The 15098-nt window shown below is 41.0% G+C and carries 13 protein-coding genes; 12 read left to right on the forward strand and 1 reads right to left on the reverse strand.

What is annotated here, in order from left to right; all coding sequences use genetic code 11:
• Nucleotides 1–105 precede the first annotated feature (105 nt).
• The 8 genes from bcd to C8270_RS12790 all read left to right on the forward strand — a co-directional run bounded on the left by bcd (nucleotide 106) and on the right by C8270_RS12790 (nucleotide 9356).
• Nucleotides 106–1200 carry a branched-chain amino acid dehydrogenase gene (bcd, locus tag C8270_RS12750; RefSeq protein WP_106497196.1) on the forward strand — a complete coding sequence of 365 codons (1095 nt, stop codon included), beginning with the start codon at nucleotides 106–108 and terminating at the stop codon, nucleotides 1198–1200.
• 15 nt (nucleotides 1201–1215) lie between these two features.
• Nucleotides 1216–2307, forward strand: a complete 1092-nt coding sequence (buk, locus tag C8270_RS12755) for a butyrate kinase (RefSeq protein WP_106497197.1) — start codon at nucleotides 1216–1218, stop codon at nucleotides 2305–2307.
• Nucleotides 2308–2349: 42 nt separating this feature from the next.
• Nucleotides 2350–3771 carry a dihydrolipoyl dehydrogenase gene (gene lpdA, locus C8270_RS12760; protein WP_106497198.1) on the forward strand — a complete coding sequence of 474 codons (1422 nt, stop codon included), beginning with the start codon at nucleotides 2350–2352 and terminating at the stop codon, nucleotides 3769–3771.
• 21 nt (nucleotides 3772–3792) lie between these two features.
• Nucleotides 3793–4785 carry a thiamine pyrophosphate-dependent dehydrogenase E1 component subunit alpha gene (locus C8270_RS12765; RefSeq protein WP_106497199.1) on the forward strand — a complete coding sequence of 331 codons (993 nt, stop codon included), beginning with the start codon at nucleotides 3793–3795 and terminating at the stop codon, nucleotides 4783–4785.
• A 14-nt stretch (nucleotides 4786–4799) separates the two neighbouring features.
• Entirely contained in the window at nucleotides 4800–5783 is a 984-nt protein-coding gene (locus tag C8270_RS12770) for an alpha-ketoacid dehydrogenase subunit beta (RefSeq protein WP_106497200.1), read from the forward strand.
• A 21-nt stretch (nucleotides 5784–5804) separates the two neighbouring features.
• Nucleotides 5805–7082: a dihydrolipoamide acetyltransferase family protein gene (locus C8270_RS12775; protein WP_106497201.1), complete on the forward strand. Its 1278-nt coding sequence runs from the start codon at nucleotides 5805–5807 to the stop codon at nucleotides 7080–7082.
• 720 nt (nucleotides 7083–7802) lie between these two features.
• Nucleotides 7803–8234: a BrxA/BrxB family bacilliredoxin gene (locus C8270_RS12785; protein WP_106497203.1), complete on the forward strand. Its 432-nt coding sequence runs from the start codon at nucleotides 7803–7805 to the stop codon at nucleotides 8232–8234.
• A gap of 126 nt (nucleotides 8235–8360) precedes the next feature.
• On the forward strand, nucleotides 8361–9356 hold the full coding sequence (locus C8270_RS12790) for an aromatic acid exporter family protein (RefSeq protein ID WP_442785829.1): 996 nt from the start codon (nucleotides 8361–8363) through the stop codon (nucleotides 9354–9356).
• Between the two features lie 20 nt (nucleotides 9357–9376).
• Here C8270_RS12790 and prli42 read toward each other — a convergent pair whose 3' ends face one another.
• Entirely contained in the window at nucleotides 9377–9514 is a 138-nt protein-coding gene (gene prli42 / locus C8270_RS20020) for a stressosome-associated protein Prli42 (protein WP_158701711.1), read from the reverse strand.
• A gap of 115 nt (nucleotides 9515–9629) precedes the next feature.
• Here prli42 and C8270_RS12795 point away from each other — a divergent pair, with 115 nt between their 5' ends.
• From C8270_RS12795 to C8270_RS12810, 4 genes are all read left to right on the forward strand, one after another.
• Nucleotides 9630–11285, forward strand: a complete 1656-nt coding sequence (locus C8270_RS12795; RefSeq protein WP_106497205.1) for an acyl-CoA mutase large subunit family protein — start codon at nucleotides 9630–9632, stop codon at nucleotides 11283–11285.
• 103 nt (nucleotides 11286–11388) lie between these two features.
• A complete protein-coding gene (gene mce / locus C8270_RS12800; RefSeq protein ID WP_106497206.1) occupies nucleotides 11389–12213 on the forward strand; it encodes a methylmalonyl-CoA epimerase in 825 nt (274 codons plus the stop codon).
• A complete protein-coding gene (locus C8270_RS12805; RefSeq protein WP_106497207.1) occupies nucleotides 12213–13760 on the forward strand; it encodes an acyl-CoA carboxylase subunit beta in 1548 nt (515 codons plus the stop codon). The genes mce and C8270_RS12805 overlap by 1 nt, the downstream gene beginning before the upstream one ends.
• A gap of 26 nt (nucleotides 13761–13786) precedes the next feature.
• Complete coding sequence (locus C8270_RS12810; RefSeq protein ID WP_106497208.1) at nucleotides 13787–14911, forward strand: M20/M25/M40 family metallo-hydrolase; 1125 nt, start codon at nucleotides 13787–13789, stop codon at nucleotides 14909–14911.
• The last annotated feature ends 187 nt before the right edge of the window (nucleotides 14912–15098 follow it).

The following is a 15098-nucleotide window of genomic DNA, read 5'->3' on the forward strand; positions in this document are numbered from 1 at the left end:
TAGAACAAGTAGAAGAGGCAAACCCGTCATAAACCTTGCATCAATATGACAACAGTTGCGGAAGCGCAGTAGATCAGGGTTAAAACATTTTAGGAGGAAATACAAATGGAAATATTTTCAAACATGGAACAATACGATTATGAACAATTGGTTTTTTGTCAAGATAAAAATTCGGGCTTAAAAGCAATTATTGCTATTCATGATACGACGCTTGGACCTGCATTAGGTGGGACAAGAATGTGGACATACAATTCAGAGGAAGAAGCGATTGAAGATGCTCTCCGCTTGGCTAAAGGGATGACATATAAAAACGCTGCAGCTGGATTAAACCTTGGTGGTGGGAAAACGGTTATTATTGGTGACCCTAAAAAAGATAAAAATCCAGAAATGTTTCGTGCGTTTGGTCGCTATATTCAAAGCTTAAATGGCCGGTATATAACTGCAGAGGATGTTGGAACTTCTGTTGAGGATATGGACACAATCCATATGGAGACAGATTTCGTAACTGGTATCTCACCAGAATTCGGTTCATCTGGAAATCCATCACCAGTTACCGCTTACGGAGTTTACAAAGGTATGAAAGCTGCGGCTATGGAGGCTTTTGGTTCTGATTCATTGGAAGGGAAAACGGTTGCCGTACAGGGTGTAGGAAATGTTGCATTTACTGTATGCGATTACCTTCATAAAGAAGGGGCAAACTTGATTGTTACCGACATTAACAAGGATGCGGTTAATCGGGCAGTCGAAGCATTTGGAGCAAAAGCAGTAGGTCCTGATGACATTTACAGTGTTGATTGTGACATTTATGCCCCATGTGCGCTCGGTGCAACGGTAAATGACGAAACCATTCCACAATTAAAAGCTAAAGTTATTGCTGGTTCAGCCAACAACCAATTGAAAACATCTGAACATGGCGATATTATTCATGAAAAAGGAATTGTCTATGCGCCAGATTACGTCATTAATTCAGGTGGTGTTATCAATGTGGCTGACGAACTTAACGGTTACAACCAAGATCGGGCAATGAGAAAAGTAGAGACAATTTACGATAGCTTAATGAAAGTATTCGAAATATCAAAACGTGATAACATTCCTTCGTATGTTGCTGCTGATCGTATGGCAGAAGAACGTATTGCGTCTGTAAGTAAATCACGTAGTCAATTTTTGTTAAACGGCCATCATACATTAAGCAGACGGTAATGGAGGTCAGCCAATATGCAGCAACCGTTTCGCATATTAGTATTGAATCCAGGATCAACAACAACCACAATTGGCGTTTTCGACAATGAAGTGTGTATTTTGGATCGTACAATCCATCATAACCCTGATGAATTGGCAACATATAGACGAATAATGGATCAATATGCATTTCGGAAAAAGATTATTCTCGAACAATTGGACTATGAAGGAATTAACATTTCAAAATTAACTGCGGTTTGTGGTAGGGGTGGGCTACTTCATCCAATTGAAGGTGGGACATATGCAATAAATAACGCAATGTTTCACGATTTAAAAAATGGTTGTTATGGAGAGCACGCCTCAAACTTGGGCGGTATTATCGCATATGAAATCGCAACAGGTTTAAACATATCGTCTTATATTGTTGATCCTGTTGTGGTCGATGAATTGGCGACTGTTGCTCGATTTTCTGGCTTGCCTGAGATACCAAGAAAGAGTATTTTTCATGCATTAAACCAGAAAGCGGCGGCCAGACGCTGTGCAACTGATTTAGGGAAAGCATATGAACAACTGAATCTGATTGTCGCGCATCTCGGCAGCGGTATTACCGTAGGGGCCCACAAACGTGGAAAAGTAATTGATGTAAACAATGGATTGCATGGAGATGGGCCATTTTCACCGGGACGTGCTGGCACTATCCCAACCGGTGACTTGGTTTCCCTATGCTTTTCCGGGAATTATTCGCGGGATGAAATCATGGATAAGCTGGTTGGTTCTGGCGGTCTTATGGCCTATTTGCAGACAAATGATGCAACTGAGGTGGAAGAACGTATTCATAATGGAGATCCCCGTGCTTTAGTAGTATACGATACGATGGCCTATCAGGTTGCGAAAGAAATTGGATCGATGGGCACTGTTATGGCAGGATCAGTTGATGCTATCGTGTTAACGGGAAGTCTTGCATATGGAAAAACGTTCGTTGAGAAAATCTCGGAACGGGTCAATTGGATCGCCGATGTATTTGTATATCCTGGAGAAAATGGATTGCAGGCACTCGCAGAAGGAACATTACGAGTGTTGCGAAATGAAGAAGAAGCAAAAGTGTATTCGGACTGCGAGATCAAATAATTACAATCTTTAAAAAAGAGTATAAAAAGGAGGATGAAACCTATGGCAAAAGAATATGATCTTGTCATTCTTGGTGGAGGAACAGGCGGATATGTTGCGGCAATTCGTGCTTCCCAACTTGGCATGAACGTTGCCGTTGTGGAAAAAGGGCAATTAGGCGGAACATGCCTGCACCGTGGATGTATTCCATCAAAAGCGTTGCTCCGTAGTGCGGAAGTTTTTAGACAAACAAAAGAAGCGGCAACATATGGAATTGAAACAGCTGAGATAGCCTTGAATTTTGCAAAAGTACAAGATAGGAAGAACAATGTCGTTCGTACGCTACACCAAGGTGTACAAGGACTTATGAAAAAAGGGAAAATTGATGTTTATGAAGGGTTTGGCCGAATTTTAGGACCTAGTATTTTCTCACCAATGCCAGGAACGATTTCAGTTGAACATGAAAATGGTGATGAGAATACGATGATTGTTCCGAAAAATGTGTTGATCGCAACAGGATCAAAACCAAAATCATTACCGGGACTTGAAATTGATGGAGAACACGTAATGACTTCTGATGAAGCATTGCAAATGACTGAATTACCAAACTCGATCATCATTGTCGGTGGTGGTGTGATTGGTATCGAATGGGCATCCATGCTTACAGATTTTGGAGTGGATGTTACGGTCATTGAATACTTAGACCAAATTTTACCAACAGAAGATGAAGCAATCGCCAAAGAAGCAGAAAAGCTCCTGAAGAAAAAAGGCATTACATTTGAAAAGGGTGCTAAAGTTTTATCTGATACGTTAACGATTGATGATGGCGTACGAATTGAAGCAGAAATTAAGGGTAAAAATGAAAGCTTTCAAGCGGAAAAAATGCTCGTTTCAGTTGGACGCCAGGCAAATACGACAAATATTGGCTTAGAAAACACGGATATTGTAGTTGACAAAGGTGTTATTCAAACAAACTCATTTTTCCAAACCAAAGAATCGCACATCTATGCGATTGGGGATGTAATTGGCGGGATGCAGCTAGCACATGTTGCCTCACATGAGGGGATTGTCGCTGTTGAGCATATGGCAGATCAAAATCCACTACCACTTGAATACGAAAATGTTCCAACGTGTATTTATTCAAATCCGGAGATTGCCAGTGTTGGTTTAACAGAAAAACAAGCGATTGAGCAAGGATTTGAAATAAAAACAAGTAAATTCCCTTTTAAAGCGATTGGTAAAGCACTTGTACACGGTGAATCGGATGGTTTTGTGAAAATAATTGCGAATAAAGCCAACGATGATTTGCTTGGAGTACATATGATTGGCCCACATGTAACCGATATGATTTCGGAAGCGGGACTTGCGAAAGTTTTGGATGCAACACCATGGGAAATTGCCGACAGCATCCATCCACATCCAACACTATCTGAAGTTATGGGTGAAGCAGCATTGGCTGTAGATGGCAAACAAATTCATGGATAATGATAAAGGAGGGACTACTACATGACAACGAATCGTCATGAAGCATTAGGCTTAACGGATGAACAAGTTTTAGACATGTTTAAGACGATGCTTTTAGCTAGAAAAATTGATGAAAGAATGTGGCTCTTAAATCGCGCTGGTAAAATTCCGTTCGTCATTTCCTGCCAAGGTCAAGAGGCAGCACAGGTTGGCGCATCATTTGCACTAAACCGCGAACAGGATTATGTTGCACCATACTATCGTGATCTTGGTGTCGTACTTGCGTTTGGGATGACAACGAAAGATCTAATGCTGTCTGGGTTTGCCAAAAGCGAAGATCCAAACTCAGGTGGACGTCAAATGCCTGGACATTTCGGCCAAAAGAAAAATAGAATTCTAACTGGTTCATCACCTGTAACAACCCAGGTTCCGCATGCTGTTGGTGTCGCGCTTGGAGCAAAAATGGAGAAAAAAGATGTCGTTTCTCTTGTTACATTAGGAGAAGGTTCATCAAACCAAGGTGACTTTCATGAAGGGTTAAACTTTGCTGGTGTCCACAAATTACCAGTCATAACAATGGTTGAAAATAATAAATACGCTATTTCTGTTCCAATCGAACGCCAGCTAGCAAGTGAAAACGTTTCTGATCGGGCAGTAGCATATGGGATGCCTGGTGTAACGGTTGATGGGAACGATCCACTAGCAGTCTATGAAGCAGTGAAAGAAGCTCGCAGCCGTGCAGTTAATGGGGAAGGACCAACGTTGATTGAAGCTGTTTCATACCGGTTGACGGCACACTCAAGTGATGATGATGATCGTCAATACCGGGAGAGTGAAGAAGTGGAAGAAGCCCGGAAGAAAGACTCAATTGTAACGTTTGCTGCCTACCTAAAAGAAGCCGGAATTTTAACCGAGGCGGTAGAGGAAGAGATGAATAAAGAAATTGCCGACCTTGTAAACGAAGCAACAGACTATGCGGAAAATGCTCCATACGCAGAGCCAGAAGATGCATTAAAATTTGTTTATGAAGAGTAAGGAGGGAGATAAATATGCCAGTAATGTCATATATTCAAGCTGTAACAACAGCTTTACGGGAAGAAATGCAACGTGATGAGAAAGTATTTGTACTTGGTGAAGACGTCGGGAAAAAAGGCGGCGTGTTTGGTGCGACAAAAGGATTGTATGATGAATTCGGTGATGCGCGCGTACTTGATACACCATTAGCCGAATCAGCAATTGCCGGAGTTGGTATTGGTGCTGCGATGTACGGAATGCGTCCAGTTGCGGAAATGCAGTTTGCTGATTTCATTATGCCTGCTGTCAACCAGATCATATCCGAAGCGTCTCGTATTCGTTATCGTTCTAACAATGATTGGGACTGTCCGATTACCATCCGTGCGCCATACGGTGGTGGTGTTCATGGTGCATTGTATCATTCACAATCCGTTGAGGCGGTATTTGCAAATCAACCAGGTTTGAAAATTGTGATGCCATCAACGCCATATGATGCAAAAGGTTTATTAAAAGCTTCCATTCGTTCCAATGATCCGGTTCTTTTCTTTGAACATAAACGCGCGTATCGTTTATTGAAAAACGACGTTCCTGAAGATGATTATGTGTTGCCGATCGGAAAAGCAGATGTGAAGCGAGAAGGTTCCGATATTACGATCATTACGTACGGTTTATGTGTTCATTTTGCCTTACAAGCGGCTGAAAAATTGGCGGAAGAAGGAATTGACGCACATATCTTGGATTTACGTACGATTTATCCGCTTGATAAAGAAGCAATTATCGACGCTGCCAAGAAAACAGGTAAAGTTTTACTTATTACGGAAGACAATAAAGAAGGTAGCATCATTGGTGAAGTTGCTGCGATTATCGCAGAAAACTGCCTATTCGATCTTGATGCACCAGTAAAACGTCTTGCTGGGCCTGATGTACCTTCCATGCCATATGCACCGACAATGGAAAAATACTTTATGTTAAATCCAGATAAAGTAGAGAAAGCAATTCGAGAGCTAGCAGAATTTTAGAAGCAGAAGGAGGGATTCTTTATGGCTAAAGAAAAAATCAATATGCCACAACTAGGCGAAAGTGTAACAGAAGGAACAATTAGCTCCTGGCTAGTTGGTGTGGGTGATAAGGTTAATAAGTATGACCCAATAGCAGAAGTAATGACGGATAAGGTAAATGCAGAAGTTCCATCATCGTTTACCGGTGTAATCAAAGAACTTGTTGCCCAAGAAGGAGATACCATTGAAGTGGGCGAACTAATGTGTTATATCGAGACAGAAGGTGGAGCAGCAGACGAAACAGCCACTAAAACAGAGCAGACAGAGACTACGGAAGAATCAAAACCTGACACATCAGACGATGAGCAACCAATGAAAAAGCGTTATTCTCCGGCTGTCTTGCGTTTGGCGCAAGAAAACGATATTGATTTAACACAAGTCAATGGAACAGGTAAAGGTGGACGTATCACTAGAAAAGACATGGAAAAAATAATTGCCTCTGGAGAGATGCCAAAAGCAGGGTCAGAACAGCCTGCTGCTAAGCAAGAACAAGCGCCTGTTCAACCGAAGTCAGCGCCGGCATCAGCACCTAAAACCCAACCAGCACCGCAACCACAAGCTGGTGATATCGAAATTCCAGTTACTGGAGTTCGTAAAGTCATCGCACAAAACATGGTGCGCTCAACGCAGGAAATTCCACATGCATGGATGACTGTTGAAGTAGATGTGACAGATCTTGTTACATATCGTAATCAAGTGAAAAATGAATTTAAGCAAAAAGAAGGATTTGGGCTAACATTCTTTGCCTTCTTCGTCAAAGCGGTTGCACAGGCACTAAAAGAATACCCACAATTAAATAGTGCATGGGCTGGCGATAAGATTATCCAAAAAAAGGACATCAACTTATCGATTGCTGTGGCGAAAGAGCAAGAATTATTTGTACCGGTTATTAAGCATGCAGATGAAAAAAGCATTAAAGGAATTGCGAAAAGTATTTATGAGCTTGCGACAAAAGCTCGATCTGGTAAATTAACGTCAGACGATATGCAGGGCGGAACATTTACAGTAAATAACACTGGATCGTTTGGCTCGATTCACTCGATGGGAGTTATTAATCATCCACAGGCGGCTATTTTGCAAATTGAATCAATTGTAAAACGGCCAATGATTGTTAATGATATGTTTGCTGCTAGAGATATGGTCAATCTATCATTATCACTAGATCACCGCATTCTGGATGGCCTAATTTGCGGTCAATTCCTAGCAAGGGTAAAAGAAATTTTAGAGAATATGAACAAAGATACAACAAATGTTTACTAAAGGCCCTGTTTGCGTAATATTTGTTGCCTTTTAAATTTCATAGTTGATAGAAAAAATGCGAAGTAGGTTGTGATGGTGGTTGGGCTGCCGTTCCGGAAATACACTTCGCTTTCCGCGGGCGGCTGTTGAGCCTCCTCGTGTTGGGTGCTCGCCTGAGTTGCAAGTAATTCCGATGAAGTATCGCTCCTCGCAACTTGAAGCTTACTCGGTGGAAGTTTCGCTCGTCGCACTGCGGGGTCTCACCTAGGCCTTTCATCCCGCAGGACAAGGAATGCTTCGTCAGCATTACCTCGCACGAAGAAAATTGGTTTTTATTTTCGAGGAGTCTACGTGTATTTCCTCCACTGGTGTTGTAATTTAAAAACTCATTACATTCAGCTATTGCTTGAGTGAATTCTCGGTTCAAGGGAGAAAAAGTCTGTGTAACGTTAAAAGCCATGGCATTTCTCCTGTCGATAAATCAGAGAACCACAACCAGCGAAGTATTCTGACGGAGCGAAGTCCAAGCACAATCATTATTAGAACCAGAAAGCGTTATGAAAGAAGATTTTCACTATGTCGCATTTTATATCTATTGTGTAAAAAACAACAATCATTTATGAAACAGCCTTACTAATTGATTGTTACCTTCAATCTATTTGAATTGAAATCTGTTGGTAAAATTGATAAGCTAAGAATAGGTTTAACAATACTTAATTAATTAAGGGGATGGATGTTCAGATGGATTTCAATCTATTTATGAATGACGTTGTCGACGCTGCTCGCAAGGATATAATGGAAGCTGGCTACGAAGAACTAAAAACGCCAGAGCAAGTAGACGACGCACTTAACCGTGAAGGAACAACATTGGTAATGATCAATTCGACTTGCGGTTGTGCAGGTGGCGTAGCACGTCCGGCAGCTGCAAATGCGATCAATTATGATAAACGACCAGATAATTTGGTTACCGTTTTTGCAGGTCAAGATGCCGAGGCAACAGAAAAAGCCAGAGAATATTTTGAAGGATATGCACCATCATCACCATCTTTCGCTTTTCTAAAGGATGGAAAAATCGTGACAATGCTTGAACGCCATGACATAGAAGGCTTTACAGCAGTTTCTGTAATGGGCAAGCTTCAAAATATCTTCGACGAACATTGTGAGGAAGTATAATTTGTACTAGGCTATCCTAGTTTTGATGGGGCTGTCTCAAGTAAACCGGGTCAGCCCCATTTTAATCAAAATTCGATTCCAGACAATTTCAATTTTCTTATATCAGCTTTTAATAGGGGAGATTTTATTGTGAAAATTGGCTATCGAACGATTAAGACAGCAATAGGAACTCCCATTGCAATTACATTGGCTCAATTGGTCGGTGTAACGAATTATGTTTCTGCTGGAATTTTAACGATCTTATGTATCCAACCTTCCAGGAAACGATCTGTCTTAAGTGCATGGCATCGTTTTTTGGCTTGTACCTTGGCAATTATATTTTCCTACGTTTTCTTTGAAACACTAGGATACAATCCAATTTCAGTAGGGATTATGTTAGCATTTTTTATCCCAGCAACTGTATTTTTGAAAATATCACCTGGTATCGCAACGAGCTCTGTTATTATTTTACAACTATATGGTGCGGGACATATTTCCACTACATTTATTATCGAAGAATTTTTACTCATTTTAGTTGGTGTTGGGACAGGTTTATTACTAAATTTATATATGCCAAGCTTAGATAATGAATTAACCAAAAAACAGGCTAAACTTGAGCAGAATTTCCAAGCGATTTTGCTGGAAATTGCATTATACATACGAGATAAAAACCAAGCGTGGGATGGTAAGGAATTAACGGAAGCAGAAAAAACGTTACAAGAGGCAAATGATTTGGTGGCGCGTGACAGGGAAAATCATTTATTTCGAAACAAACACCCGTACGATGACTATTTTACGATGCGTTCGAAACAATTTGAATTATTACAACGAATGCTGCCGCTTGTGAGCAGGTTGCCAAATACAGATTCAGCGTCGGAGCCAATTGCGAGTTTTTTTGAAGAGCTGGCAAATGCGGTTCATCCTGGTAATACAGCGGTCTTGTTTCTTGATGAACTGGAAGATTTGCGTAAATCTTTTAATCAGGAACCACTTCCAGAAACAAGAGAGGAATTCGAAACGAGAGCTAATTTATTTCGTTTGCTGCATGAAATTGAGGATTATTTACGTTTGAAAAAGAAATTCAAATCGAGTGATGTTGTGCGGAAAAATAAAAAGACTGGATCTCAGCAACCCGCTGATTAACCAGTCTTCAACCCTTTTTATTATAGAAACATTGCCAAACCTGTTGTAAGCGATGTCAAAACCATAGCAAGTATCATAAGATAAACAACTAATCTAAATCGTCTGTCACGTTTTGAACGTTTCTTTGGCATTTGTTTGTTTGCTTGTTTTGTAGCCATCTTTTACTCCTCCTTCATTCCCACATGCTACTTGTATTTTATCGTTAAAATGACTATTGGACAAGTATAAAAAAATCAGGAAAATAGAAAATTCGCCTAGAGGAGGAACTACCCAATGACGAAAAGTGAATTTCAATCTGATCAAGAAAAAGAATGGATGCAGCACGTTGAGAAAACCGTTGAACGTTTTCCAGAACGAAAAGAAACCTTCACAACCTCATCTGACATTGAAGTAGACCGGTTATATAGGGATGAAACAAATAACACGTACGAAGAAAAACTGGGTTATCCAGGATCTTATCCATATACACGTGGAATTCAGCCAACAATGTATCGCAGCAGGTTTTGGACAATGCGACAATATGCTGGTTTTGGCTCTGCACAGGAAACGAACAAGCGTTTTCGTTATTTGCTTGAGCAAGGTCAAACAGGGCTTTCCGTTGCCTTTGATTTGCCAACACAAATTGGCTATGACTCGGATGATCCGATGGCAGAAGGGGAAGTTGGCAAGGTAGGAGTAGCCATTGATTCGTTGCACGATATGGAGCAACTATTGGATCAAATTCCACTTGATAAAGTTAGTACATCGATGACAATTAATGCACCCGCATCTGTGTTGCTATGTATGTATATTGCAGTTGGAGAAAAGCAAGGTGTCCCGCTAGAAAAATTAACGGGTACGATTCAAAATGATATTTTAAAAGAATACATTGCTCGTGGAACTTATATTTTCCCACCAAAACCATCGATGCGATTGATCACAAATATTTTCGAGTTTTGCCAGGAGCACGTTCCAAAATTTAATACGATCAGCATTTCTGGGTATCACATTCGCGAGGCAGGCTCTACAGCGGTACAGGAAGTGGCATTCACCATCGCAAATGGCATGGCATATGTCGATGCAGCGTTGGAATCTGGACTTGATATTGATGCGTTTGCGCCAAGGTTAGCCTTTTTCTTTAATGCACACAATCATTTTTTTGAAGAAGTCGCCAAATTCCGTGCAGCTCGCAGAATCTGGGCAAAGATTATGAAAGAGCATTACAAGGCCAAAAATCCGAAAAGCTGGAAGTTGCGTTTTCATACCCAGACTGGTGGATCAACATTAACAGCGCAACAGCCGGATAATAATATTGTTCGTGTTACATTGCAAGCGCTCGCGGCAGTGATGGGCGGGACACAAAGTTTGCATACTAATTCCCGTGATGAAGCATTGTCATTACCAACAGAAGAATCTGCTCGGATTGCATTACGCACACAGCAAATTATTGCGAATGAAAGCGGTGTAGCGGATACCATTGATCCGTTTGGCGGTTCGTATTATGTGGAGGAATTAACGGATCAAATAGAAGCAGAAGTGAATAAATATATTGAGCGGATTGATGAAATAGGTGGGGCAGTAAAAGCGGTTGAAGAAGGATTTATGCAACGGGAAATTCATCATAATGCATATGAAACTCAAAAACGGATTGAGAGTGAAGAAGAAATCATTGTCGGCTTGAACAAATTTAAATTGGATGAGGAAGTAAACCCTGATTTATTAAAAGTGGATGAGGCACTGGAACAAGCACAGATTCAATCAATTCAATCAATCAGAGAAAGCCGGGATCAGGAGAAAGTGGATCAGGCTTTAGCGGAACTGAAAAAGCATGCTAAAATAGAGAAAGCAAATTTGATACCATACATTTTAGATGCTGTAAGAGTATATGCAACAATCGGTGAAATTTGTAATGTGTTACGCGACGAATTTGGTGAGTATGCAGGAGTATAAATAGAAGTAGAATAATCGGAGAAGAACGCTCGTATAAATCATAGCTTCTTTTCCGAGATGTTCACCGGTCTTTGTGACGTTTAACGATAAAGGGGAGAGACAGATGGGAAAAATACGCGTTTTAATTGCAAAACCTGGATTAGATGGACATGACCGTGGTGCACTTGTCATTGCACAAGCATTACGTGACCATGGGATGGAAGTAATCTATACTGGTTTACGGCAGTCACCAGTCCAAATAGCACAAGCAGCTGTACAGGAAGATGTGGATGTTGTTGGGCTATCATCGTTGTCTGGTGCACATCGGACATTATTTCCAAAAATTATCGAAGCATTGGCAGAGCGAAATGCAAGCGATATTCCGGTTGTTGGCGGTGGTGTGATCCCAAGTGAAGATATTCCGTTTTTGATTGAAAAAGGGATTAAAAAGATTTTCACCAGTGGCTCATCAACAGACGCACTGGCGAATTACATAAAACAATTGATCCAGCCAGGTGCGACCTATTTGGAAAAACCAAAGAAAATTTCACACATCGGTATTGCTGTTCAATCAATTGATGATACGATTTCCTTTTACACCGATACATTAGGGCTTGAGCTTGAAACGGTAGAAGAAGTTGAATCAGAAGGCGTAAAAGTAGCCTTTTTATCGATTGGGGAAACACGTTTTGAGTTACTGGAACCACTTCATGAAACGTCTGCTATCAAAAAGTTCCTTGACAAAAAAGGAGAAGGGGTTCATCATATTGCGCTCGCAGTTGACAATATTGATGCACGACTAGAACAATATAAAAATGATGGTATTAAGTTAATTAACGAAGAAGCAAAACGTGGCGCACATAATAGCCAAATTGCCTTTATCCATCCGAAGGCAGCAAATGGGGTATTATTTGAGTTGTGCCAAGAGAACGAGGGAAGTGATGCATAATGGATATTTTTGATAAAATTAACGAACTATATGACAAACGCAGACAAGTAGAGCTTGGCGGTGGCGATGAACGAATTGACAAACAACATGCAAAAGGAAAAATGACTGCACGAGAACGGATTGATTATTTGCTTGATGATGATTCATTTGTTGAATTAAATCCATTTATTGAACACCGTGCTTCAGACTTTGGAATGGATAAATCAATTGCTAAGGGAGAAGGCGTTGTAACCGGATATGGGAAAATCAATGGCAAACCAATCTATTTATTTGCACAAGATTTTACCGTTTATGGTGGTGCACTTGGTGAAATGCATGGGAAAAAAATTGCCGCGGTTATGGATCTTGCAGCCAAAAATGGTGTACCTTTTATTGGCCTAAATGATTCGGGTGGTGCCCGGATTCAGGAAGGTGTATCTTCACTGGACGGGTATGGACAAGTGTTTTATCGCAACTCGATTTATTCTGGTGTGATTCCGCAAATTTCAGTAATTATGGGGCCAAGTGCTGGTGGTGCTGTTTATTCGCCAGCAATTACCGATTTTGTCATCATGGTTGAGAAGACCTCTCAAATGTTTATCACCGGACCGAAAGTGATTGAAACGGTAACCGGAGAAAAAATTTCATCCGAAGACTTAGGCGGTGCACATATTCATAATGCAAAAAGCGGGAATGCTCATATCAAGACAGCGAGTGAAGAAGAGGCACTGGACAAGGTTCGCGAATTGTTGCAGTATTTACCAGCAAATAGTCAAGAAAAACCCCCACTACAGACGCCGGATGAGCGTGCAGCAGAATGTCCAGACCTAACAGAAGTTGTTCCATTTGATGCTGCAAGGCCGTATGATGTTAAGAAAGTAATTGAACAAGTTGTGGATACAGATAGTTTTTATGAAATTCACCAAGAGTTTGCGAAAAACATTGTTGTTGGCTTTGCCCGGATTCATGGACAATCGGTTGGCCTTGTAAGCAATCAGCCAAAATATATGGCTGGTGGGCTTGATATTGATTCGAGTGATAAAGCAGCACGGTTCATTCGCTTTTGTGATGCTTTCAATATTCCGCTTATCACGTTTGAGGATGTGACAGGGTTTTTCCCTGGCGTTAAACAAGAGCATGGTGGTATCATTCGTCATGGAGCTAAAATTTTATATGCTTATTCAGAGGCAACCGTTCCGAAAATTACCGTCATCACTCGGAAAGCGTTCGGTGGTGCTTATGTCGCGTTGAATAGTAAATCCATTGGCGCCGACTTGGTGTATGCATGGCCAAATGCAGAAGTTGCTGTCATGGGGCCTGATGGTGCAGCAAATATCATTTTTGCCAAGGAAATTGCGGAAAGTGATAATCCAGAGAAAACACGTCAGGAAAAGATCGATACATATCGTGAAAAATTTGCTAATCCATACGTTGCTGCTGGACTTGGTATGATTGATGACGTGATTGATCCTCGGGAAACTCGGATTAAACTTATGCAGGCTTTGGAGATGCTATACAATAAACAAGAGGATAGACCGAAGAAAAAACACGGGAATATTCCATTGTAATTTCAAAAGAAGGAGCTTTTATAAAAATGGTCCAAGTAAATCAAGATCGTTTAATTAATGAATTTATGGAATTAGTACAGATTGATTCAGAAACAGGACATGAAGAAAAAATTTCCGACGTATTGAAACAGAAATTTACTGACTTGGGACTTGAAGTGATCGAGGATAACAGCAAAGAAAAGACTGGCCACGGTTCGAATAATTTAATTTGCAATTTAAAAGGAACAAAAGATGGCGTTGACTCGATTTATTTTACCTCCCATATGGATACAGTTGTTCCAGGGAACGGGATTAAACCATCCATTAAAGATGGTTATATTGTGTCAGATGGTTCAACAATACTTGGTTCCGATGATAAAGCTGGACTTGCAGCAATTTTCGAGGCAATCCGTACATTGCAAGAGAACAATGTTGAGCATGGCAATATTCAATTTGTCATTACAGCTGGTGAAGAATCAGGATTAGTTGGTGCCAAAGCATTGGATAGTTCGCTACTCCATGCAAAATACGGCTATGCAATTGATAGCAATGGTACAGTTGGCGACATCATCGTTGCTGCACCAACACAGGCAAAGATTTCTACCGTGATGAAAGGAAAAACAGCACATGCGGGTGTTGCTCCAGAAAATGGCGTTTCGGCTATTACCTTGGCAGCTAAAGCAATTGCGAAAATGCCACTAGGTCGAATTGATGATGAAACAACCGCAAACATCGGTCGATTTGAAGGTGGACAACAAACCAATATCGTTTGTGATTATGTTGAAATTTTAGCAGAAGCTCGTTCACTTGTTCCGGAAAAAATGGAAGCACAAGTTGCGAAGATGAAAGAGGCATTTGAAACGACTGCTGAAGAACTTGGCGGAACTGCAGAAGTTGACGTGCAAGTTATGTACCCTGGCTTTAAACAGGCAGCAGGAGATCAAGTTGTTGAGGTTGCCCGTAATGCAGCAAAAACAATCGGTCGGGAAAGCAAGCTGCTAAAAAGTGGCGGTGGAAGTGATGCCAACGTTATTGCAGGTTATGGAATTCCAACCGTTAACCTTGCTGTTGGCTATGAGGAAATCCATACGACAAATGAACGAATTCCAGTTAATGAACTAGTAAAAGTAACGGAATTAGTTACAGCAATTGTGCAAGAAACGGCTAAATAATTAGCACATAAGTTAATAAACCTAATGATAATAAGGGTCCGTTTATGGAAAAAGGAGAAGGGGAGTCAGAGAAACGACTCGCTTTCCACGGACGAGCGCCCGAGCCTCCTCACAAAAATCGTTGCGGGGTCTCGGCTCACTCGTTTTTTCGCAGGAGTCTCGCCGTTTCTCTTCCTCCCTAAATCAA

The organism is Lentibacillus sp. Marseille-P4043, from assembly GCF_900258515.1.
Lineage (GTDB): Bacteria > Bacillota > Bacilli > Bacillales > Amphibacillaceae > Lentibacillus_C.